At 69.9% G+C, this 20,282-nt stretch carries 23 protein-coding genes and 1 pseudogene; 12 read left to right on the top strand and 12 right to left on the bottom strand.

The features are described 5' to 3' along the window. Positions 1-6: 6 nt before the first annotated feature. A pseudogene (locus tag QMO76_RS14310) lies at positions 7-508 on the bottom strand (multicopper oxidase domain-containing protein); the annotation flags it as partial. A gap of 68 nt (positions 509-576) precedes the next feature. Between QMO76_RS14310 and QMO76_RS14305 the strand changes: the two are divergent. Then, positions 577-1,053: a hypothetical protein gene (locus QMO76_RS14305; protein ID WP_306361766.1), complete on the top strand. Its 477-nt coding sequence runs from the start codon at positions 577-579 to the stop codon at positions 1,051-1,053. A 4-nt stretch (positions 1,054-1,057) separates the two neighbouring features. On the opposite strand, the gene QMO76_RS14300 is transcribed toward QMO76_RS14305, so the two are convergent. The 3 genes from QMO76_RS14300 to QMO76_RS14290 all read right to left on the bottom strand — a co-directional run bounded on the left by QMO76_RS14300 (position 1,058) and on the right by QMO76_RS14290 (position 3,032). Continuing rightward, positions 1,058-1,522 (bottom strand): hypothetical protein, encoded by a 465-nt coding sequence (locus QMO76_RS14300; protein ID WP_306361765.1) that lies wholly within the window; start codon positions 1,520-1,522, stop codon positions 1,058-1,060. Positions 1,523-1,726: 204 nt separating this feature from the next. Beyond that, positions 1,727-2,125, bottom strand: coding sequence for a DUF4440 domain-containing protein (locus QMO76_RS14295; RefSeq protein ID WP_306361764.1), 399 nt, complete (start codon positions 2,123-2,125; stop codon positions 1,727-1,729). A 31-nt stretch (positions 2,126-2,156) separates the two neighbouring features. Next, positions 2,157-3,032 carry an LLM class F420-dependent oxidoreductase gene (locus tag QMO76_RS14290; RefSeq protein ID WP_306361763.1) on the bottom strand — a complete coding sequence of 292 codons (876 nt, stop codon included), beginning with the start codon at positions 3,030-3,032 and terminating at the stop codon, positions 2,157-2,159. 159 nt (positions 3,033-3,191) lie between these two features. Between QMO76_RS14290 and QMO76_RS14285 the strand changes: the two genes are divergently transcribed. Both QMO76_RS14285 and QMO76_RS14280 read left to right on the top strand, forming a co-directional pair. Then, positions 3,192-3,527, top strand: coding sequence for a hypothetical protein (locus tag QMO76_RS14285; RefSeq protein ID WP_306361762.1), 336 nt, complete (start codon positions 3,192-3,194; stop codon positions 3,525-3,527). A 192-nt stretch (positions 3,528-3,719) separates the two neighbouring features. Next, positions 3,720-4,127 (top strand): DUF779 domain-containing protein, encoded by a 408-nt coding sequence (locus QMO76_RS14280; RefSeq protein ID WP_306361761.1) that lies wholly within the window; start codon positions 3,720-3,722, stop codon positions 4,125-4,127. 42 nt (positions 4,128-4,169) lie between these two features. Here QMO76_RS14280 and QMO76_RS14275 read toward each other — a convergent pair whose 3' ends face one another. Both QMO76_RS14275 and QMO76_RS14270 read right to left on the bottom strand, forming a co-directional pair. Further along, entirely contained in the window at positions 4,170-4,976 is an 807-nt protein-coding gene (locus tag QMO76_RS14275) for a class I SAM-dependent methyltransferase (protein ID WP_306361760.1), read from the bottom strand. A 47-nt stretch (positions 4,977-5,023) separates the two neighbouring features. Then, the gene (locus QMO76_RS14270; protein WP_306361759.1) at positions 5,024-6,577 is read right to left on the bottom strand and encodes a succinic semialdehyde dehydrogenase; all 1,554 of its coding nucleotides are present in this window, start codon (positions 6,575-6,577) and stop codon (positions 5,024-5,026) included. A 253-nt stretch (positions 6,578-6,830) separates the two neighbouring features. On the opposite strand from QMO76_RS14270, the gene QMO76_RS14265 reads away from it, so the two are divergent. The 4 genes from QMO76_RS14265 to QMO76_RS14250 are packed head-to-tail and all read left to right on the top strand — an operon-like array spanning position 6,831 to position 10,758. Continuing rightward, the gene (locus tag QMO76_RS14265; RefSeq protein ID WP_306361758.1) at positions 6,831-9,401 is read left to right on the top strand and encodes a nitrate- and nitrite sensing domain-containing protein; all 2,571 of its coding nucleotides are present in this window, start codon (positions 6,831-6,833) and stop codon (positions 9,399-9,401) included. Further along, positions 9,379-9,804, top strand: a complete 426-nt coding sequence (locus QMO76_RS14260; RefSeq protein ID WP_306361757.1) for a roadblock/LC7 domain-containing protein — start codon at positions 9,379-9,381, stop codon at positions 9,802-9,804. Before QMO76_RS14265 ends, QMO76_RS14260 begins: the two co-directional genes overlap by 23 nt. Then, complete coding sequence (locus tag QMO76_RS14255) at positions 9,804-10,178, top strand: DUF742 domain-containing protein (RefSeq protein ID WP_029927698.1); 375 nt, start codon at positions 9,804-9,806, stop codon at positions 10,176-10,178. The genes QMO76_RS14260 and QMO76_RS14255 overlap by 1 nt, the downstream gene beginning before the upstream one ends. Next, complete coding sequence (locus tag QMO76_RS14250; protein ID WP_306361756.1) at positions 10,159-10,758, top strand: ATP/GTP-binding protein; 600 nt, start codon at positions 10,159-10,161, stop codon at positions 10,756-10,758. Before QMO76_RS14255 ends, QMO76_RS14250 begins: the two co-directional genes overlap by 20 nt. Before the next feature lie 70 nt (positions 10,759-10,828). Here QMO76_RS14250 and mtnC read toward each other — a convergent pair whose 3' ends face one another. The 3 genes from mtnC to mtnA form a co-directional block, all read right to left on the bottom strand. Further along, on the bottom strand, positions 10,829-11,512 hold the full coding sequence (gene mtnC / locus QMO76_RS14245; RefSeq protein WP_306361981.1) for an acireductone synthase: 684 nt from the start codon (positions 11,510-11,512) through the stop codon (positions 10,829-10,831). A gap of 71 nt (positions 11,513-11,583) precedes the next feature. After that, complete coding sequence (locus QMO76_RS14240) at positions 11,584-12,159, bottom strand: acireductone dioxygenase (protein WP_306361755.1); 576 nt, start codon at positions 12,157-12,159, stop codon at positions 11,584-11,586. Next, a complete protein-coding gene (mtnA, locus tag QMO76_RS14235; RefSeq protein WP_306361754.1) occupies positions 12,156-14,225 on the bottom strand; it encodes an S-methyl-5-thioribose-1-phosphate isomerase in 2,070 nt (689 codons plus the stop codon). Before mtnA ends, QMO76_RS14240 begins: the two co-directional genes overlap by 4 nt. A 160-nt stretch (positions 14,226-14,385) precedes the next feature. Between mtnA and QMO76_RS14230 the strand changes: the two genes are divergently transcribed. Together QMO76_RS14230 and QMO76_RS14225 are read left to right on the top strand one after the other, a co-directional pair. Then, positions 14,386-14,667 carry a hypothetical protein gene (locus tag QMO76_RS14230; RefSeq protein WP_306361753.1) on the top strand — a complete coding sequence of 94 codons (282 nt, stop codon included), beginning with the start codon at positions 14,386-14,388 and terminating at the stop codon, positions 14,665-14,667. Next, positions 14,664-15,095 (top strand): hypothetical protein, encoded by a 432-nt coding sequence (locus QMO76_RS14225; protein WP_306361752.1) that lies wholly within the window; start codon positions 14,664-14,666, stop codon positions 15,093-15,095. Before QMO76_RS14230 ends, QMO76_RS14225 begins: the two co-directional genes overlap by 4 nt. 1 nt (position 15,096) lies before the next feature. Here the strand turns inward: QMO76_RS14225 and QMO76_RS14220 are convergent, their stop codons facing one another. Continuing rightward, the gene (locus QMO76_RS14220) at positions 15,097-16,347 is read right to left on the bottom strand and encodes a KasA/KasB family beta-ketoacyl-ACP synthase (RefSeq protein WP_306361751.1); all 1,251 of its coding nucleotides are present in this window, start codon (positions 16,345-16,347) and stop codon (positions 15,097-15,099) included. Between the two features lie 39 nt (positions 16,348-16,386). Between QMO76_RS14220 and QMO76_RS14215 the strand changes: the two genes are divergently transcribed. The 3 genes from QMO76_RS14215 to QMO76_RS14205 all read left to right on the top strand — a co-directional run bounded on the left by QMO76_RS14215 (position 16,387) and on the right by QMO76_RS14205 (position 18,390). Further along, the gene (locus QMO76_RS14215; RefSeq protein WP_306361750.1) at positions 16,387-16,956 is read left to right on the top strand and encodes a TetR/AcrR family transcriptional regulator; all 570 of its coding nucleotides are present in this window, start codon (positions 16,387-16,389) and stop codon (positions 16,954-16,956) included. A 50-nt stretch (positions 16,957-17,006) separates the two neighbouring features. Further along, the gene (locus QMO76_RS14210) at positions 17,007-17,492 is read left to right on the top strand and encodes a VOC family protein (protein ID WP_306361749.1); all 486 of its coding nucleotides are present in this window, start codon (positions 17,007-17,009) and stop codon (positions 17,490-17,492) included. 130 nt (positions 17,493-17,622) lie between these two features. Then, positions 17,623-18,390, top strand: a complete 768-nt coding sequence (locus tag QMO76_RS14205) for a hypothetical protein (RefSeq protein ID WP_306361748.1) — start codon at positions 17,623-17,625, stop codon at positions 18,388-18,390. Positions 18,391-18,470: 80 nt separating this feature from the next. Here QMO76_RS14205 and QMO76_RS14200 read toward each other — a convergent pair whose 3' ends face one another. Both QMO76_RS14200 and QMO76_RS14195 read right to left on the bottom strand, forming a co-directional pair. Further along, positions 18,471-19,262 (bottom strand): DJ-1/PfpI family protein, encoded by a 792-nt coding sequence (locus QMO76_RS14200; RefSeq protein WP_306361747.1) that lies wholly within the window; start codon positions 19,260-19,262, stop codon positions 18,471-18,473. Next, the gene (locus QMO76_RS14195; RefSeq protein WP_306361746.1) at positions 19,259-20,260 is read right to left on the bottom strand and encodes a GlxA family transcriptional regulator; all 1,002 of its coding nucleotides are present in this window, start codon (positions 20,258-20,260) and stop codon (positions 19,259-19,261) included. The genes QMO76_RS14200 and QMO76_RS14195 overlap by 4 nt, the downstream gene beginning before the upstream one ends. Positions 20,261-20,282: the final 22 nt, after the last annotated feature.

The raw sequence follows: 20,282 nt of genomic DNA, 5'->3' as shown, positions 1-20,282 counted from the left end.
ATCCGTCTAGTGCCCGTGCGTGGCGGCGGTCGGCGATGCGGGCAGCGGCGCCGGGTGCTGTCCCGGTGCCAGCACGAGGAATTGGCCCATCATGCCCCGATCCTCGTGCATGAGCAGGTGGCAGTGAAACATGTACGGATACGTCGGATCGGCGTAGTCGGTGAAGCGCATGGCGAGGGTGTAGGAGGAGCCGGGCCGGGTGTACACGGTGTCCTTCCATCCGGACAGCTCCGGCGGCGGTGTTCGGCCGTCGATGTCCACCACCTGGAATCGGGTGTCGTGGATGTGGAAGTTGTGCGGCCAGTTGTCGACATTGCGCACCGTCCACACCTAGATGCAGGCGGCGCAGCGCGACCGGGGCGGGCAGCAGTCCGCCGTCGGTGCCGACCAGGTGGAATTCGCGGTCGTCGGCGGAGGCCAGCTGGTAGGTCCGGCCCGAGGAGCCGTTGAGCGGCCGCAGCCGCACCCGCTGGGTGCGCACCGTGAATTCCGCGTCGACGATGCCATTGTTTCTCGGTTGATGGACGAGGCGAGAGCCGGTTACATTGGGGCGTCGGCGCGCATGGGTGCGTCGTGGTGGGAGAAGGGGATCTGTTGTCTCGCAAGCCTATTCTCGGCACGCTGCTCGCCGCCCTGGCAGCGGCTGCGGTGTACTCGGCTCCGAATGCCGCAGCCTGGACCCCGGAAGACGCACGGCTCGCGGCCTGCGATTTCGCCACGGAGATATCGTCTTACGACTCTGCCACACTTGACGACTACTTCCAGCGAGTCCTGGCACGCAGCACCGGAGAGTTCGCGACCAGTTTCGCCGCGTCAATTCCGAGCCTGAGGAAGTCCATACAACAGGTACAGGCGCGCTCATGGCTCGAAACCGCGGAATGCGCTTCGGCGGGCGGCGATCTGCTGCGCCAAAGGGTACTGATCTACCTTGTAGCGATCCGGACCAATGCCGTCGAACCTGAACCCTACCGCCAAGTGATACCAGTCACGGCGACCATGGAGAACGTATGGGGCCGCTGGCTGGTCAGCGAAGTCGACTCACCAGCTCTGTGATCCATCACTGCGCATAAATAGGGTTCGAAGTCGCCGCCGTTGTTGATGACGGCGCGGAGGGTGAGGATGGCCTCGGCTCCGGCGAGTCCCCAACGGGCGCCGCCGCAGCGGCGGCGCGGCGGGTCTGTTCCCGTAAATCGCTGGGTCGCATGAGGATCCCTTTCGCATCCACGGTCAGGGCCAGCGTGGTGTCGGCCGGGCAGTGCTGCGGGACGCGCCGGTGATAGAAGTCGGCGACGTCGGTCGCCGCGCCGGTGACCAGGTCCTCGAGTTGGCGTCTGCCCGAGACCGGGCCGCAAACGCGGGTGATCGCGGCGTGCGCCGAGTCGTAGGACGAGCGGACCGCCTCGAGCACAGCGGCTCTGGCCAGCCCGTGACTGTGTCGATGCGCCCGCAACGACAATACGGTGTCGGCGGGATAGCTGTTCGCCTGGTCCGGTGCGCGGAACGCGGCCCGGCGCACCGTCACCCGCCCGATCACCGTGGCCGGTTCGCGCGGGTGAGCGTGCTCGGCCCGGCTGCGGCCTGCCGGGCCGGTGCCGGCGGCGACCGCCGCGGCGGCGAGCGTCCCGTTCGCGCGTCTAGCGCCGACCGGCCCGGTCGGCGCGTCGGGGCCGGATCACAGCTCCCAGTCGAAGCGCTGCTCAAGAGCAGATCGCCTGGCAAAGCCGGATTATTTGTCGGCGCAGGCGGTTTCGTGCACGCTGCGCCAGCGCAGCCCGTTGCGGGCGGCCGGGTCGGTCAGCAGTACCGCCGTGGTCAGCCGCGACGTGACGGTTTCGCCGTGCCGGTGCCGCTCCCGGAACCGCACCACCGCGGTCTGCGCCGCGCGCACCAGGATCTCGATGTCGTCGATGTCGATCCGCAGTCCCGGGACCGCGCCGCCCGCGCCGCGCAGCCGGTCGGCCAGGGTCGCGCGGGTGAGGATGTCCCCGTCCAGGGTGACCATCGAGAAGTCCGGGTGCTGCTGTCCGAGGAATCGCTCCCGCGCCGCGTCGTCGGCGGTTCCGAGCCAGCCGCCGAGATCGTCGTGCAGTTCCCGTACTTCGCGCACGAGGGCATCAGCGCTCACGCTGTCCGACGGTAGCACCGCGCCGATGCGCTCAGCGCAGCAACTCGATGACCGGCGCGAGTTTCTCCATGCTCGGTTCCAGCACGGTGATGTAGGAGAAGCCGTACCGCTCGCGACGTTCGCGCAGGGTGTCGGCGATCTGTTCGGGGGTGCCGACGAGCAGGGTGGGCAGTTCCTCCACGGTGGTGTCCCCCGGCGGCATATGGGGTCGGATGCCCGCGCCGAGGGTGTCGCGTTCGCTCGGTGCCGCGACCTGCTGGACCAGCAGGTTGAACTCGACCTCGTCCGCGCGCGGTCCGAGCAGGCCGCGGACGTGTTCGAGCTTGCGGGTGAACGCGGCGGGGTCGGCCAGCGTGAGGTGATGCCCGCTGGTGGAGGGTGACGCCCCCGCGAATCCGATGACCCGGGCGTGCCGGGCCGCGACGGCCAGCACGCGGTCACCCCATCCGGCGATGAGCAGCGGCGGCCCCCCGGCCTGGGCGGGGCGAGGCTGGTACGCGGGGTCGGCGAAGAGGTCCCGCAGCGTCGTCACGGTGCGTTCGAGGTGGTCGACCCGCTGCCCGGCGGTCGGGAACGGCAGTGCGGCGGCGTCGAATTCGGCCTGCACATAGCCCGCGCCGAGGCCCAGTTCGAATCGGCCGTTGCTGAGCGCGTCCAGCCCGGCCACATCGCGGGCCAGCAGTACCGGATTGTAGAAGGGCGTATTGAGCACGAAGGTGTTCAGCCGCACCCGTTCGGTCACCTCGGCGGCCACCGCCAGCGCCGGGAAGGGCGCGGGCAGCCCCAGATGGTCGGGAACGCTGATGACGTCGTAGCCCAGTGCTTCGGCCCGCTGACACCGGGTGACCCATTCGGACCGGGAGCCGGGCATGGTCAGATTGACGCCGAAACGGAATGGCTTCTCCATACGCTCCTGTCTACCAGTCGTTTTCGCCCGCCCGCCCGCACCGTGGACCGACCGGCCGCGCACCGGGCTCTGACAATCCGTGCCGCAGCCGCATCGATTGGGCTCGATTCCCGCGACCGGGGACCATGATGAGGGTGCGCACAGCGGATCAACGAGGAGTTGGCGCATGGCAGAGGTGCACACTCTCACGCAGCGGCGAGCCTGTCCCGGGCCGTCGCCCCGACGACCGAGCGCGACGATCTGGGCCCGCACCGGTATCGGGGTCCGCTGCTACCGCGTTCCGAGGCCCCGGGCATCGTGCGGCGGCGCGAGTACATCGACGCGGTGCTGCGCACCGCCGTGCTGTCGGGCAGCCGACCCGAGCACGCCTGCCTCGTCCGCAGGCACCGCCCGGACGATATCGAGATCCACGAGCACGCGCTTCGTCTACCGGCTCCCGGCGATAGCCGTCGTGCCCCGGTCACCGCACGTTTGCCTACCGCGCTGACCATTTAGCGGTGACGCCGATCCAGCGTCAATCTGTCCGGTTCACAGTGAGCCCGAATACCCCGGAGACATCGCGAGGAGGCCGTGCGTCATGAGTAACGCCCAACCCGGAACCGACAGGCCGAGGACCTGTCCGATCACGTCCGAACGCGACCGGCGCACAGCGCGTCCGCGCGCCGTACCGCGCGCCGGGTCACTGTGATGCGCACCGGTGCCGTATCACGGGTGGGCATCACCGAGGCGGCGGCGGAGGTCCTGCAGGGACTCATCGACCGGCACGGACCGGTGGTGTTCCACCAGTCGGGGATGTCCCGCGACGGCGGTTCCCCGCTGTGCTGCCCGCTGAGCGACTTCCGGGTCGGCGCGGCCGACGTCCTGCTCGGGCGGGTCTTCCCGGACACCCCGTTCTGGATGAGCGCCGACCAGTTCGAGCGCTGGAGCCACAGCCATCTCACCGTGGACGTGGTCCCGGGCCGCCGCGGCGGCTTCTCCCTGGAGGCACACGAGGGGGTCCGATTCATCATCCGGTCACGGGTGTTCACCGACGCCGAGGCGGCGGTCCTGGAGGCGGCCCCGGCACCGCGACGCGGCGCGGACCTGACCGGATGAGTGGTGGCGCGGCCGGTTTCTCCGGGCCGGTCGCGCCATCGATCACTTGCGGCCGGAGCCGAGCCAGGCGGTCGTGGTGAGCGCTTGGTGCGGAGTGTAGTTCGCCCGCAGGTGGTCGAGCATGAGCCGGTCACGCCGCGCCCACTCGTCGGCGTCGACGCCGCTGCGCATGATGTGCAAGGGCGCGCTGCCCCGGGCGAACTTGTCCCACATGACCTCCGCGCTCTCGTAGGACAGCGAGATGGTGTGCGCCTGCACCGTCACCTCGGTGAATCCGGCCGCCCGCAGTTCGGCGTCGAACACCTCCGGATTCTCCAGGCTGTCCGGATTCGGCTGCGGCTGCGGCATATCCGGATCCCCGGCACGCAAGACGTCGAACATGAGGGTCATGAGCGAGGATTCCGAGGCCGGGGCCCAACTCGACACCACGGCGGTGCCGCCCGGCTTCAGGACGCGGTGCAGTTCGGCGAATCCGGCGGGCCGATCCGGGAAGAACATCAGCCCGAACATGGAGAAGGCGGCATCGAATTCGTTGTCGGCGAACGGCAGTCGCTGCCCGTCGCCCACCTGCGCGGTCACATTGTCGAATCCGGCCGCCGCGGTGTGCGCGCGTAACCGGTCGATCATGGTGGGCGAGAAGTCGATCGCGTCCACCCGGTCGACCAGGGCGGCGGCGGGCAGCGTCAATGTCCCGGGCCCGGCCGCGACATCCAGTACGCGCGCGTCGGCGGCCGGATCGGCCTGCGCCAGCGCCAGTACCGCGAACGGCAGCATCATGTCGGGGGTCACCTCGTCGTAGCCGTCGGCCACGACATCCCACGGATCCGGGGCGGCGAGCGGATTGCTCATGAAATTCCTTTCGACCGCCCCAGCGTAGGGCCACAAGGGATTCCGGCTCAGCGTCCCGGCAGGAAGCGCAGCGCGCGGGCCACCCCCATCAGGAAGGGCTGCCACTTGTCCTGCGGGATCAGCGGCGGCGGATCGAGATTCAGGAAGCGGGTCACCACCACGGTCTGCGGTTCGGTGAACTTCAGCAGACCGTCGGGACCGTGGCGGCGGCCGACGCCGGAGATCCCCATACCGCCCATGGGCGCGCCGGTGGTGCCCCAGGCGGGGGCGTAACCCTCGTCGACGCAGACGGTTCCGGCGTGCAGGCGTTCGGCGATCGCCTCACCGGCGGCCTTGGTGTCGGCCCAGACACTGGCATTGAGGCCGTACTCGGTGTCGTTGGCCAGGGCGACGGCCTCGTCGACGGTGTCGAACGGGTAGATCGACACCAGCGGGCCGAAGGTCTCGTTGCGCCCGCACTCCATGGCGTCGGTGACCTCGGTGAGGATGGTCGGCTCGAAGAACAGCGGGCCGATATCGGGCCGGGCGTTGCCGCCCGCCAGCACCTTCGCGCCCTTGGAGGTGGCGTCGGCGACATGCTTCTGCACCGTCTCGAGCTGCGCGGCCGAGATCAGGCTGCCGATATCGCTGGAGTAGTCGTAGGACGCGCCGAGCTCGGCGTTGCGCACCGCGGCCACGAACTTCTCGGTGAACTCCGGCGCGATGGCGCGATCCACGTACAGCCGCTCGATGGAGATGCACAGCTGCCCGGCGTTCGAGAAGCACGCGCGCACCGCGGCTTTGGCGGCCTTGTCCAGGTGCGCGCCGCGGGTGACGATCATGGGGTTCTTGCCGCCCAGTTCCGCGGAGAAGCCGATCAGCCGTCGCCCGCACTGTTCGGCGAGGGTGCGGCCGGTCTCGGAGGATCCGGTGAACATGAGGTAGTCGCAGGAGTCGACAATGGCGGTGCCGACCACCGTGCCCGGTCCGGTCACCACCGCGAACAGGTCGCGCGGCAGTCCGGCCCGGTACATGAGCTCGGCGTTGGCCAGCGAGGAGTACGGCGTCTGCGAATCGGGCTTGACCACCACGGCATTGCCCGCCAGCAAGGCCGGAATGGAATCGCCGACCGAGAGCAGCATGGGATAGTTCCACGGGGCGATCACCCCGACCACGCCCTTGGGCTGCGTGCGCACCTGGGCGCGATTGAGGACGGGGAACGCGCCGGGCACGCTGTAGGGGCTGAGCAGCTTCGGTGCGACGCGGGAGTAGTACCGGGCCGCGAAGATCAGCCCCATCACCTCTTCCTGGGCCGCCCAGCGTGCCTTGCCGGTCTCGGCCTGCACCACGTCCATCAGGTATTCGCGGTTCTCCACCACCAGCGCCCGGTAGCGCTCGAAGACCTCGGCCCGGTCCTTGGGTGTGCGGGCGGCCCAGTCCGCTTGTGCGCCGCGGGCTTTGGCGAACGCGGCGGCGACATCGTCGGCGGTGCCGACGGGAACCGAGCCGAGCGTCGTGCCGGTGAACACCTCGGTGATGGTCCGGGTCCGGTGGTCCCCGGTGGTGTCCACGGCCGCGAACGTCCGCAGACGGTCGAATACTGCGGCTTCCGGCACGGGCATGGTCGGCCTCCTACTTACGAGTAACTCCTGGATACACACAATCTACCCCCAGGTGGGGTCCGATCACGCCGACTCCGACGCGATGAGTCGCATCCGCCGGATTCCCGGGCGACATCGCCCGCACGGCCAGCTCGCCCGTCCCCGGCGAGCCCTCGCGCCATGTCCGATCACGCATAACTCGCGCTGTCCAATCGAGTCCCGGTCATCGGGACATGGGCGGCGTATGTGACCTACGTCCCGTTACGTTGCGCAGATGTTCAGAGCGAGGCTCGGCGTCCGAACCCGCATCCTGGCGATCGCGCTCGTTCCGAGTGCGGCGCTGCTCGGGGTCGGCGTGGGAACGGCCGGGTATTTGGTGTCCGCCGGAAACCGCGCCGAGGACTGGGCGGCGCAGATGATCGACGGCATCGAACCGGTGGCGGAGTTGCTACAGGCCGTCCAGGACGAACGCCGGGCCACCCTCTGGATCTACGCGGGCGAGGAGACCGACCGCACCGCGCTGGCGGGGGCCAGAACCCGCCTCGACACCGCCTTCCGCACCATGACCCCGACCGAGGACGAGGTCAAGAACATGGGGCCCGAGGCGCTCCAGGGCGACGTCGGCGACTTCCTGAAGCTCAAGGAGAACCTCACGACCGTGCGTGCGGGCGTGGATTCGGGCATGCTGCCCATCACCGACGCGTACACCTTCTACAGCCGCCTGCCCGATGTGGTGCTCATCGGCACCCGCATCGTGCAGGACGAATCCCCCAGCGCCGAGATCGCGGCGGAACTCTCCGAATCGGTGCAGGTGCTGCTGGCGCTGGAGTCGCTGACCCGCGCCAACGCCCTCGGCGCGATGCTGGCCAACGACATGGGCCTGCCCGACGAACTGGCCGCCGAGTACGTCCGCCTCATCGGCTTCTACCGCATCACCGTGCAGATCCTCACCGGCGACCGCGATCCCGAACAGGCACAGGTGGCGCAGGACCTCATCGCCAGTCCCGCCTGGAATCAGCTCGCGGGCATGGAGCAGGCGCTCATGCAGCGGGCCATCCCGCACAATCACGACACCACCGACTCCCGCACCGGAGCGCAGGCCGAGGATTCCATCCTCACACCGCTGCCGATGACCACCGAGGAGTGGCAGGCGGCCGTCACCGAGGTCTCCGACACCCTGGCGAGACTGTGGGACGCGAGCAATCTGGAGGCGAACAGCATCGCCCGCCAGGACGCCCACGACAGTGCCCGCGACTCCCTGCTGGCCGGACTGGGCGTGCTGCTGCTGTCCTCCTCCGCCTTCGTGGTGGCGCTGCTGCTGGCGAATCGGATCATCCGGCGGCTCAAGCGGCTTCGCGACCAGACCTTCGCCCTCGCCGATGAGCGGCTTCCGGAGGTCATACGCAAGCTGAATCAGGGCGAGGAGGTGGACCCCGCCGCCGAGGCGGCCGTGCTGGACTTCGGGCACGATGAGATCGGCCAGGTGGCCAAGGCGTTCACCCACGCGCACGGTGCGGCCGTCGCCGCCGCCGTGACCGAGGCCCGCACCCGCGAGGGCGTGAAGGCGGTCTTCCTCAATATCGCCCACCGCAGCCAGGTGGTGGTGCACCGCCAGTTGGAGATCCTCGACGAAGCCGAAGCGCGCCAGGAGGATCCGGCACTGCTGGAGACCTTCTTCCGCCTCGACCACCTGGCCACGCGCGAACGACGCAACGCCGAGAACCTGATCATCCTGGCGGGCGGTCAGCCCGGCCGCCAGTGGCGGCAGCCGGTACCGCTGGTGGAGGTGGTGCGCTCCGGTGTCGGCGAAGCGCTGGACTACACTCGCGTGAAGATCAACCGGATGCCGGAGGTCGGGGTGGCGGGCACCGTGGTCGCCGACCTCGTGCACCTGCTGGCCGAACTCGTCGACAACGCCGCGTCCTTCTCGCCGCCGCAGTCCCAGGTGGAGATCCGCGGCAGCGTGGTCGGCAAGGGGCTGGCGCTGGAGGTGGTCGATCAAGGCATGGGCATCCCGGAGTCCGAGCAGGCCCGCCTCAACGAGATGTTGCGCAATCCACCGGATTTCGGTGTGACCACGCTGTCGGAGGACTCCCGCCTCGGCCTGTTCGTGGTGGCGCGGCTGGCCATGCGCCACGGCATCTCGGTGCGCCTGACCGAATCCGACTACGGCGGTGTCCGCGCCATCGTGCTGGTCCCCGCGAGTCTGACCGTCGCCACCGTCGCGAGCGGCGAGATTCCCGTGGTGGCACGGGAACCACTGGCCCAGCGCGCCGCCGCGCTGCGGGCCGAAGCGGCGCTGCCGCACCTGGAACTCGAATCGCCGGACTTCCTGCCGCCGCTGGCGCCGCCGGAGCGGACCGAACCGACGTCCGCCCCGCCCACCGGATTCACCTCGCCCGCCGGACCCGCCGCACCCGCCTCGGACACCGGATCCTCCTCGCACACCGGATCCTTCGAGCCGGTCACGGCGTTCGAACCACCGACGAACCCCACCCGGCCACCGGTCTTCCCGCCGCGACCGGAGCGTTTCCCGGAGATCGGCCATACCGCTCGCGAGAACGGCCGCTCCCAGTACACTGGCTCCGACACTCGGCCGGCACTCCCGCGTCGGCGTCGACAGGCAAGTCTCGCACCGGAATTGGCGAATGCCCCGGAGGCAGCCGATTCCTCGGTGCCATCGGAGCGTCCGGCCGCCACCGCCGAGCAGGCCCGAGACCTCATGTCCGCCATCGAGAACGGAACCAGGCAGGGCCGCCGGGCCGGTTTCGATGCGTTCGGGCCTGCCTCCACTCCTCTCCCGGACCGACAGGAAGGCGACGGTGACCACCTCCAACGCTGGTGATCTCAACTGGCTACTCGACGATCTGGTCGATCGGCTCGCGGGCGTCCGACACGCGGTGGTGCACTCCACCGACGGGCTGCTGCTGGGTCGCTCCTCGGCCATGAGCCGGGAGGACGCGGAGCATTTCGGCGCCATGTCCTCCACGCTCTACGGTCTGGCGCGCAGCGCGGGCAATCGTTTCGACGGCGGCGGCGTACGCCAGGCGGTCATCGAACTCGATCGGGCCGTGCTGTTCGTGACGGCCGCCGGCAGCCACGCCTGCCTCGCGCTACAGGCCACCGAACAGGCGAACCTGGGCATGGTCGCCTATGAGATGAACCTGACCGTGCAGCGTGTCGGCAGCTACCTGGCCACCACCCCGCGCCAAGGCCTGGCCGGACAGGGCAACCCCCGACTGTCATGATGCCGCGGCCGGGGGAACAATGGTTCGACGACGCGGCAGGTCCGCTGGTGCGCCCGTATGCCCGGACGGGAGGCCGGACCATGGGCGCGGCGCACGACCTGGACATGCTCACCGTGGTGCACGCACCCTACGGAGCTCCGCCACTGCGGCGCGTCGAACCCGAATACGCGGAAATCGTTCGCTTGTGCCAGCTTCCGCAATCGGTCGCCGAGGTCTCGGCGACCCTGCGGCTACCGCTGGCGGTTACGAAGATCCTGGTCGGCGACCTCATCTCCGACCGGCTGCTGAACTTCCGGGCTCCGGCCACCTCCGACGCCGGTCCCGGCGACCTCAACGTATTGCGAGCTGTACTCGATGGCATCCGAAAACTTTGACCCGGCCGGGCAGCGCCAACTGGCGTCCTCGGTCAAGATTCTCATCGCCGGTGGTTTCGGCGTGGGCAAGACGACCATGGTGTCGGCGATCAGTGAGATCACTCCGCTGCGCACCGAAGAGCTGATCACCGAACTCAGTTCCGGCGTGGACGATCTGAGCGGCGTGGAAGCCAAGACCACCACCACGGTGGCCCTGGACTTCGGCCGCATCACCATCGACCGCGGTCTGGTGCTGTACCTGTTCGGCACCCCCGGCCAGGACCGATTCTGGTTCCTGTGGGACGAACTGGCGCGCGGCGCGCTCGGCGCGGTGGTGCTGGCCGACACCCGCCGCCTGGACTCCTCCTTCGCCGCCATCGACTTCTTCGAACGCCGCGGTGTGGCGTTCACGGTGGCGGTCAACTGCTTCGACGGTGCGCCGCGCTACACCGCCGAGGAGGTGCGCGATGCGCTCGACCTCGATCCGCACCTGCCGGTCATGCTGTGCGACGCGCGCGATCGCGCCTCCGCCAAGAACGTGCTCATGACCCTGGTGCAGTACCTCATCGAGCGCGCCACCACCGCCCGCGTGGGCGGCTGACGACGATGACGACGATGGCCCCGCCCGGGACTCCGGGCGGGGCCATCGCGGTGCGCCGAACGCGCCGGGTTCAGTCCGGATCGACGTCGCCGAAGTCGCTGATCCAGCGGTGCGGCGGCCGCGGCGCATGGGGTTCGCCCGGCCGGGTCACGCCGCGCACCGACCATCCGGCGGCCACGGCGGCATCCAACTCGTCCGGATGATCCGACAGGAACAGGATCCGGTGCGCCGGTACCCCGATCGCGCCCGCGATCTTCTCGTACGAGGACGCCTCCCGCTTGGGACCGGCGCTGGACAGGTCGAAGTGACCGCTGATCAGCGGTGCCAGCGAACCGCCGCGCGCGAACTCGAACCAATCCTTCTGATTGCGCACCGAACCCGACGAGTAGACGTAGAGCTCCATCCCCCTGGCCCGCCATTCCCGCAGCGCCGGTGGCACATCCGGGAAGAACTCGCCGTGCAGCGCGCCGGAGCGGAACCCCTCGGCGCAGATGATGCCCTGCGCGGCCTTGAGCGGCTCGGCCTTCACATCGGAATTCAGCCAGCCGATGAGGATCTCGGCCACCTCGGCGGGTCCGGCCTCGGGCCGTTCCGCGGACTTCCGCGTGGCCGCGATGACCGGATCGGCCGCACCGCCCACATTGTCGGCGAGCCAGCCCGGCAGCCGCCGACGGGTGTATCCGTACAGGTCCTCCCGCACCGAACTGGTCGGGCTGGTCGTGCCCTCGATATCGAGAACGACGGTGGTGATCATGCTGTGCCCCGGCTCGTCCGAGCGCGGGCCCTCCGTGGTGGCGCGGGCCGCCTCCTCCGGTCCGGACGCGCTCATGCGGTGATCAGTTCATCGAGGGTCGGGAAGCCACTCGCGATCTTGTCGCCGGTGAAATCGCCGACCCAGCCGTCCTCCTCCTCGAAGAACCGCACGGCCACGAACTCCGGTCGGGTGCCCATGTCGAACCAGTGCAGCGTGCCCGCCGGAACCGAGACCAGATCGCCGGCGGTGCAGACGGTCGCCAGCACCTCGTCACCCAGATGCAGATAGAAGCAGCCCTGCCCGGCCACGAAGAACCGGACCTCGTCCTCGGCGTGCCGATGCTCGTCGAGGAATTTGGTGCGGGCCGCCTCGGCCTTGGCAGGCCACTCCGGATCGCTGTCGTCGGGGTGGATGCGCGCCACATCGATGTGCTTGTACCGGCCGTCGGCATCGAGTTCGGCGATGTGACCGGAGTATTCGGCCAGAATGTCCTCGGTCGGCGTGGCGGCGTCCAGCCCGGTCATGAGCGGCCACCGCTGGAATACGATGCCGCGCTTGCCGAGTTCGGCCGCGATCACGGCATCGTCGTCGGTGCGTAGCTTCACCTCACCGGCGGCCGAATCGGCCATCACCTGCAGCAGTGTCATGTCGGATCCTCCTCGGAACCATTGTCGCCCACCGGAATCTCCCGGTGTCCGGTCAGACTGGCCAATTCGCACAGGGCTTCCAGGCATTCGGCGCGATCGCGAGCCTGCGCCAGCGACGCGCCCCAGGCGGTGACGCCGTGTCCGGCGATGAACAGCACCGGCGGGGCATCCGGATGGTCGAGCAGGTAGCGCTCGATATCCCGCCCGATCCGCGGCACCTCGGCGTGATTCGGGAAAACCGGAACGTCGATGGTGTGCGGGCTCGTTCCGCCCAGCCCCTTGATGAGTTCGTAACCGGAGAACCGCACCGTGCCCGCGGCCGCGCCGACGGACAGCGCGGTGGCGTGCGGCGGATGGACGTGGACCACCGCCGCCGACGGTGTGGTGCGGTAGACGGCGGTATGGATGGTGGTCTCCGCCGACGGCCGGCGGCGGGAGGGCACGGCGGGCACGGTGGGCACGGAGTCGGCCACCCGGACGGTCACCGTATCGGTGTCGGTGAGTTCGCCCTTGGACAGGCCACTGGCCGTGATGACGGCCGAATCGCCTCGGCGCACCGAGATATTGCCCGCGGTACCCGGCATCCACCCGCTGGCGTAGAGGCCGCGGGCCACGGCCGCGATCTCGCGACCGGCATCCGGATCGGCCGGGGTGGTTCGGGTGAGTTCGGTGACCGACCGGGTGAGAGCCGCGAGATATTCGTCCGTGGCGGCCTCGCCGGGAGACGGTTGCCGAAGCGCCCCGGTGGGCGGTTCACCCGCCTCGGTACCGGATTCGAGGCCCGCCTCGGTACCGAATTCGAGGCCCGCCTCCATACCGAATTCGAGGCCCGCCTCGGCGCGCGCTTCGAGGCTCGCCTCGGAGGGAATGCGTTTGGGCAGTCCGCTCTCGGTGGTCTCGGTCGTGGCGGGGGCGACGGGCCGCACCTCGGTCGGCTCCACCGGCTCGCTCGCCGGGCGCGGCGCGGCCCCGGTGAGTCTCGAACCGCTGTGTCCGCCCGCGCCATTGGTGCCGGCCGGGGCCTGCCGGTACACCTTCTGGGTCTGCGCGTCGGCCTCGGTGCGCACCTCGCCCGGATGCTCGAGCACGCCGTATTCGGTGACCACCGCGGTCACCAGCTCCGGCGGGGTGACGTCGAATGCCGGATTGAAGGTGCGGGTGCCCTCGGGCGCGGTGGGCACCTCGCCGAAACCGGTCACCTCGGCGGCGTCGCGCTGCTCCACCACGATGTCGCGGCCCGACGCGGTCGCGATGTCGCGGGTGGATTCGGGTGCGACCACGATGAACGGAATCCCGTGATGGCGGGCGGCCAGCGCCAGCATGTAGGTGCCGATCTTGTTGGCTACCGCGCCGTCGGCGGTGATGCGGTCCGCGCCCACGATGACGGCGTCGATGCTCTCGGTGGCGATGGCCCAGGCGGCGGCCGAGTCGATGGTGAGCCGGTGCGGGATGCCCGCCTCCGCCAACTCCCAGGCGGTGAGCCGTGCCCCCTGCAACAGCGGCCGGGTCTCGTCCACGATCACCTCGGCCAGCGCGCCGCGCTCGTGCAGCACGCGCAGCGCCCCGAGGGCGGTGCCCACCGCGGTGGTGGCGAGGCGGCCGGTATTGCAGTGGGTGAGAATGCGCAGCGGGCGGTTCGGCGACAGCCGCAGCACCAGGTCCGCGGCGTGGGTGGCGGCGGCCCGATTCACCCGGCCGTCCTCGTCCAGCATCTCCAGTGCCTCGGCCAGCACCGCGTCCGCGCCCTCGGCCAGTCTGCCCAGCGCGCGCCGCACGCCCCAGGCCAGGTTGACCGCCGTCGGCCGGGCGTCGGCGATGCGCTGCGCCTCCGCGCGCACCCGCTCGATGTCCATCACCCCGTCGGCGCTGTGCGCGCGCGCCGCGATCACCACACCGAACGCGCCGGACACCCCGATCGCCGGGGCGCCGCGGATCGCGAGCGAGGTGATGGCGTCGATGAGGTCGTCGACCGTCGTGATCCGCAGCTCCCGCAGTTCCCGCGGCAGCGCGCGCTGATCGATGGTGACGAGCGCACCGTCGACCCACGCGATCGAACAGTCATCCATCCGTGGCCTTACCTAACTGTCTCGGAACGGGCAGACCCGTGCGATACGGGCCGATCGCAACGGTATCGAATCTCGATCCCCACGCGACCGGCAGGTTTCGCCGAACGGCGGACCACCGCGCGCACTCCCCCGATATCACGGACGCCGGTAACATCTCGGTATGGCGAGAGAGCGTCGCACCCGCAAGATCACCGTGACGATGCCGGAGGAAATCGCCACCACCCTCGACGACTGGAGACGCAGCGGCCGGATCGAATCGGTCTCCGCGTTCGTCGCCGAATCCGTGAAGGCCCGGGTGGACCGGGCACAGTCGCTGGCCCGGATCGAAGAGGTCTTCGGCGGCCGTCCGCCGCTCGATCTGATCAACAAGGCGCGGGCCGTGCAGGGACTGCCACCCTTATCCGATGAGGAGGATCCCGGCGATCACGCCGGTGCCGCGTGACTCCCCCGGCTCCAGGGCCGCTGACCGGTTCCACGCTCGGCGGCATCGTGTTCGATACGGCAGCGCTCACCGCCTGGGCGCATCGCGTGGCCTATGTGCAGTCGGTGGTGTGGGCGACCGCGGACGCGGGACATACCATCATCATTCCGGCCACCGCCCTGGCCGCCGCCCGCGCACTCATCTCGCCGGTGCGCCTCGACATCCTCTCGGTCCTGCTGGATCTTCCCAATACCGTCATCCAGCCCCTGGACCGTCCCGCCAGCGACCATCTCGGGGCGGCACTGGCGGACCGCCCCGACGCCGACGCGCTCATCCCGGCCGGGCACGCCACCCTCGAGGCGGTGAGCCGGGACTGGCCGTGCCTCACCGACCGCCCCGACACCCTGCGCAAACTCGATCCGCGCGTGCAGATCGACACGCTGCCCTGAGTCAGCGGCCCACGGCGACGGTGACATTGTGTCCGCCGAAGCCGAAGGAATTGCTCAGCGCGTACTCCGGATGCGCCTCACGCGGCTTGTCGGCCACCACATCGAGGTCGAATGCCGGGTCGGGGTGCTCGTAATTCAATGTGGGCGGGATGATCCCGTCGCGCAGCGTGCGCAGGGTCAGCATCACCTCGAGCGCGCCCGCCGCGCCGATGGAGTGGCCCAGCGCCGATTTGGGGGCGTACACCGAGGCGTGCGGCGTGACCGCGGCGATGGCATGGGCCTCCGAGGCGTCGCCGACGGGGGTCGCGGTGGCGTGGGCGTTGACGTGGGTGATGTCGCCGGGCTGGAGTCCGGCCGATCGCAGGGCTTTGCGCATGGCACGGGCCGCGCCGTCGCCGTCGGGTGCGGTGCCGGTGATGTGGTAGCCGTCCGAGCTGATGCCCGCGCCCAGGATGCGGCCGTACACGTGCGCGCCGCGAGCGCGCGCGTGCTCCTCGGCCTCGAGGACGAGCACCGCCCCGGCCTCGCCGAAGACGAAACCGTCCCGGTCCCGGTCGAACGGCCGGGAGGCGCGGGCGGGTTCGGCATTGCGGGTGCTCATGGCGCGCATCATGGCGAAGCTGGCGATGGGCACGGCGTCGATATGGCCTTCGACGCCACCGGCCACCATCACATCGGCCTCGCCGGTGGTGATCAGCCGCCAGGCGTGGGCGATGGCCTCCGCGCCCGAGGCGCACGCCGAAACGGGCGCGTACACACCGGCTTTCGCGCCCACCTCCAGGCCGACGGTGGCGGCCGCGCCATTGGGCATGACCATCGGGACGGTCATGGGCGGAACCTTGCGGTAGCCGCCCGCCCGCATCCGGTCGACGGCGTCGACCAGGGCGTCGCCGCCGCCCAGCCCGGTGCCGACGGCCACGCCGAGCCGGTCGGGGTCCACGTCGGGCGTACCGGCGTCGGACCACACCCGCCGTCCCAGCACCAGGGCCAGTTGCTGCACGAAGGAGGTGCGGCGCTGCTCGATGCGGCTCAGCTGATCGCCCGGCCGTGCCGTGAGCCGTCCGCCGATTCGCACCGGCAGGTCGTACTCGGCCACGAAATCGTCGGTGAGCGCGCCGATTCCGCTGTCACCGGCCACCAGCCGCGCCCAGGTGGTGTCCAGGTCCGCGCCCAGGCAGGTGGTGGCGGCCATGGCGGTCACCACCACACCGCGGCCACCCGGTCGAGTTTCTGAAGCACTTGTTACACCCATGGCGTCATGAATACCTGTAGCGTCCGCTACAGTCAAACCGTGCCCCGCCCCCTCGACCATGCCCGTCGCGCCGAACTGCTGGCCGGTGTCATCGCCTATATCGCGGACCACGGACTCGTCGAACTGTCGCTGCGACCGCTGGCCGACTACCTGGGCACCAGCTCGCGCATGCTCATCCACTATTTCGGCAGCAAGGAAGCCATGCTGGTGGCCGCCCTGGAAACCCAGCGGCCCGATATCGGCGCCCTCTTCACCGACGTCGACGATGTGGACACGCTGCGCGACCGCCTCGGCGGCGCGTTCGCCCTCAACACCCGCGGCGCGGCGGGTGCGAGTCTGCGGGTACTGCTCCAGGTGCTGGGCGCGGCCTGCGTTCCCGACAGTCCCTTCCGCGCCTACGCCGATTCGGCCGTCCGCGTGGTGGTCGACGCCATCGCCGCCGCGCTGCACCGCGTCGATCCCGCCCTCGAAGACCCGGAATCCGCTGCCACCCTGCTGGTCTCGGGCATTCGCGGACTCATCCAGGACTGGTGGATCACCGGCGACACCGACCGCGTGGACCGCGCCACCCGCCGCCTGATCGAGACCGCGCTCCCGCCGCCCTCTTGACGAGACGGCTCCGAAGGCGTGCGCTGGGAGAAGACGCGAAGGAGAGTGCGATGGTTCCCCGACTCGCCGGTGTGCACCACCTCAAATTGCCCGTCTCCGACCTGGAGGTATCCATCGACTGGTACCGCACCCGCCTGGGCTACGAACTCGAGGTCGAATTCGTCGAGGACGAAGTACTGGCGGGCGTCGGTCTGCGCCATCCCGACGGCGGTCCACCGCTGGCGCTGCGCCTGGACCCGGAAAAGGCCGCCGCGGCGGCGGGTTTCGACTATTTCGCGATCGGCGTACCGGACCGCTTCCGGCTCGACGAGCTGGCCGAGCACCTCACCGGACTCGGCGAGAGCCACGCCGGGGTGCACTTCGCGACCAAGGGATGGATCCTGCCGCTGCTGCACGATCCGGACGGCCACGAGGTGCGGTTCTACACGGTGGACCACCACACCGAACCCGGTGACGAGGTACTGACGGTGCACGACCCGCGCGAAACCGCCGCCGTGCGCGAAGCGGAGTACCGCGAGGGGCGAACCGAGGACTGAACGGCCGAGGGGCGGCACGGCACACGGCGGTATCGCTCGCCGTGGGAATGCTGCTTCGCGGCCGACGAGTTCACGAGTTGTATTGTGGCCGAGCCAAGTCGTTCTGTGTCGTAGGCCGAGGAGAATAGCGGTGATCAGCAGGGTTGTGGCCGACCTCCTTCGTGACAGGGTCGCTCGCCCGGTTGTCCGGCTACTGGGGAAGTTCGGCAGGGCTGATGCGGAGAATCTGGGCCGTGGCGCCGACGAGTTGGGAAGTGGCATGCGGCGGGCGAACGACGTCGATATCGGGAGTGGGCATCGGATTCTCGGGGCGGGCACAGGCGGCGGCGATACGCGTCAACGCCCCCACTCGGTGGAAGGAGATCCGAGGTCGCCGGGCGATTCGACCGGCTCCGAATCGGTGCCGCTCCGGGTCGATCTCACCACCCCCGAGTACACCGAGAAGCTCGCGCAGGCCCCGATCTACAGGAAGAAGGGTGTGGTCCGCGCGCATCCAGCGAGCGAGGACGAACCCGTCGAGACCATCCTGGCCGACGGCACCCGGGAAACCGTCAATCGGGCCCGGGCGGGCCAGATCATCATCACCAACCCCGGCGGCGAGCGATACATCTACAGAGCGGCTGAGCCGGACGTCGATGTCGCCAGAGCTCACTTCGACCAACGTCACGAGGAAACTTCGGAGCCCGGCGTATACAAGCCCAAGGGGAAGGTTCGGGCGATTCCGAACGATACGGGCCAGCGGATCGAGATCATCGCACCATGGGGGGAGCCGATGAACACCGGGGCCGACGGCAAGATCGCCGTGCCCTTCGACCCTGACAGGCCGGACGAGGTAAGCATGGATCGCTACCTGATCGGCGGCGAAGAATTCACCGCCACCTACGAACTGGATACCTGACATCGGTCCGGCCAGTGCCGCTGGTTGGCCGAGACGAGCGAACCGCCATCGGCCGTTCCCGCGGATCGCTGGTGCGCGGTTCAGGTCTGGGATTGCTCCAGGATGTCGAGGGCGCGGTCGCGCAGGGCGGTATCGGCCCGGGTGGCGTCGCCGGAGTCGAAGGGGGGCTTCGGGTCGTATTCGATGGCGAGTTGGATGGCGCGGGCGGTGTCCTCGTCGGTGAGCAGCGCCGCCAGGTAGAGCGACATGTCCAGGCCCGCGGAAACGCCCGCGGCGGTGATGAACTTGCCGGAGTGGACGTAGCGGTGCGGCAGATAGGTGACCGGATGGGTGGATTCGAGATAGGGAGCCGACGCCCAGTAGGTGGTCGCCTCGTGCCCGTCCAGCAGCCCGGTCGCGGCGAGGACCACCGAACCGGTGCAGACCGCGGTCGTCCAGGTCGTGGTGGCGTCGATGTCCCGAATCCATTGCAGTAGCGCGGTATCGCGGATGGCGGCGGTGGTCCCGCGGTTCCCCGCGCCCGGTATCAGCAGCACATCGAGCCGGTCCACCTCGGCGCGGGCGCGCTCGGCGACCACGGCCACGTCGCCGGTGTCGGTGCGCACCGGCCCGCGCCGCTCGGCGATCATCGTCACCCGCGCGCCCGGGATCCGGGACAGCACCTCGGCGGGACCGGTGGGGTCGAGGAGGCTGAAGCCGTCGTAGAGCACGATCCCGATCTCCGGTCCCTCGGAGTCCGGTCTCGCCGCGGCCGTGGGGGCGAACGCCGTGGTGAATCCGGCCGCGGCCAGCGCCACGCCGCCGCGCAGGACATGTCGGCGCGGTCGCCGCGCCGGGTGCGATGTCGTCGGGTCGATCGAGTAGTCGGTCACGTCACCGGAGTGTCGTCGTCCGCGTCGGGGCGGGCCACCGGCATGTCCGCCATTTTGCGGATCGTGTCCCCGTTCATGCCGCAGTGCCCGTACAGCGCCGCCCGCAGGGTCTGTGCCGAGGCGAAGCCGCACCGCCGGGCGACGGCCGCCAAGGGGAGATCGCTGTGGCGGACCAGGTGTGCGGCCGCCTCGGCGCGGGCCGCCCGCACCGCCCGCGCCGGGGTGGTGCCCAGATGCGCGCGGAACAGCCGTGACAGGTGGCGGGTGCTGACGCCGCCGCGCGCCGCCAGTGTGCGCGGTGAAAGGTCTTGCGCCAGATTGCTCGCCACGTACCGCATCAGCTCGTCCACGAGTTGATCGTCGGTCGGCGGCGTGGCCAGGTACATGCTGAGCTGTGCCTGATCGGCCGGTCGGTGCACGTAGGTGACCAGCTCCCGGGCGACGGCGCGCGCCAGGGCGGAGCCGTGGTCGTCGACGATGAGCGAGAGCGTCAGATCGAGCGCGCTGGTCACTCCGGCGGAGGTGTAGACATCGCCGTCGCGCACGTACAGCGGTGCGGTATCCACGGCGACATCCGGATAGCGGGCGGCGAGTTCCGCGCCGTAGGCCCAGTGCGTGGTCACCCGCCGCCGCTCCAGCAGTCCGGCGGCCGCCAGCAGCGACGCACCCGTGCAGACCGCGGCGACGCGCCGCGCCCGGCGCGCCACCCGCCGAATCTGGTCGAGGAGACGCCCGTCCGCCGCGGCGGCCTCGCTACCGGGACCGCCGACGACCATCAGGGTGTCGATCGCACCGCCGACGGTTTCGAGTCGGCCGCTGCCCATCGGGATGCCCGCCGAGGTACACACCGCTCCCCCGCCCGCCGAGACCAGTTCGATCGCGTACCCGGGATCGGCCCCGAACCGATTCGCCAGATCCCAAGCACCACAGGGGCAGGCGATATCGAGTATCTGAGCGTCGTCATAGGCGACGACGAGCATCCGGCGCACCGCGTCCACCCCGTAACCGTAACGACGGTCA

It is taken from the genome of Nocardia sp. CC227C (assembly GCF_030767025.1).
Taxonomy (GTDB): domain Bacteria; phylum Actinomycetota; class Actinomycetes; order Mycobacteriales; family Mycobacteriaceae; genus Nocardia.
This window is presented reverse-complemented; position numbering and strand designations above follow the sequence as displayed.

Coding starts and splice junctions, on each gene's coding strand:
- QMO76_RS14290 (WP_306361763.1), bottom strand. CDS start 3,032: ATGGAGAAGCCATTCCGTTTCGGCGTCAATCTGACCATGCCCGGCTCC.
- QMO76_RS14280 (WP_306361761.1), top strand. CDS start 3,720: ATGCGCACCGGTGCCGTATCACGGGTGGGCATCACCGAGGCGGCGGCG.
- QMO76_RS14275 (WP_306361760.1), bottom strand. CDS start 4,976: ATGAGCAATCCGCTCGCCGCCCCGGATCCGTGGGATGTCGTGGCCGAC.
- QMO76_RS14270 (WP_306361759.1), bottom strand. CDS start 6,577: ATGCCCGTGCCGGAAGCCGCAGTATTCGACCGTCTGCGGACGTTCGCG.
- QMO76_RS14265 (WP_306361758.1), top strand. CDS start 6,831: ATGTTCAGAGCGAGGCTCGGCGTCCGAACCCGCATCCTGGCGATCGCG.
- QMO76_RS14255 (WP_029927698.1), top strand. CDS start 9,804: ATGCCGCGGCCGGGGGAACAATGGTTCGACGACGCGGCAGGTCCGCTG.
- QMO76_RS14250 (WP_306361756.1), top strand. CDS start 10,159: ATGGCATCCGAAAACTTTGACCCGGCCGGGCAGCGCCAACTGGCGTCC.
- mtnC (WP_306361981.1), bottom strand. CDS start 11,512: ATGATCACCACCGTCGTTCTCGATATCGAGGGCACGACCAGCCCGACC.
- QMO76_RS14240 (WP_306361755.1), bottom strand. CDS start 12,159: ATGACACTGCTGCAGGTGATGGCCGATTCGGCCGCCGGTGAGGTGAAG.
- mtnA (WP_306361754.1), bottom strand. CDS start 14,225: ATGGATGACTGTTCGATCGCGTGGGTCGACGGTGCGCTCGTCACCATC.
- QMO76_RS14230 (WP_306361753.1), top strand. CDS start 14,386: ATGGCGAGAGAGCGTCGCACCCGCAAGATCACCGTGACGATGCCGGAG.
- QMO76_RS14220 (WP_306361751.1), bottom strand. CDS start 16,347: ATGGGTGTAACAAGTGCTTCAGAAACTCGACCGGGTGGCCGCGGTGTG.
- QMO76_RS14210 (WP_306361749.1), top strand. CDS start 17,007: ATGGTTCCCCGACTCGCCGGTGTGCACCACCTCAAATTGCCCGTCTCC.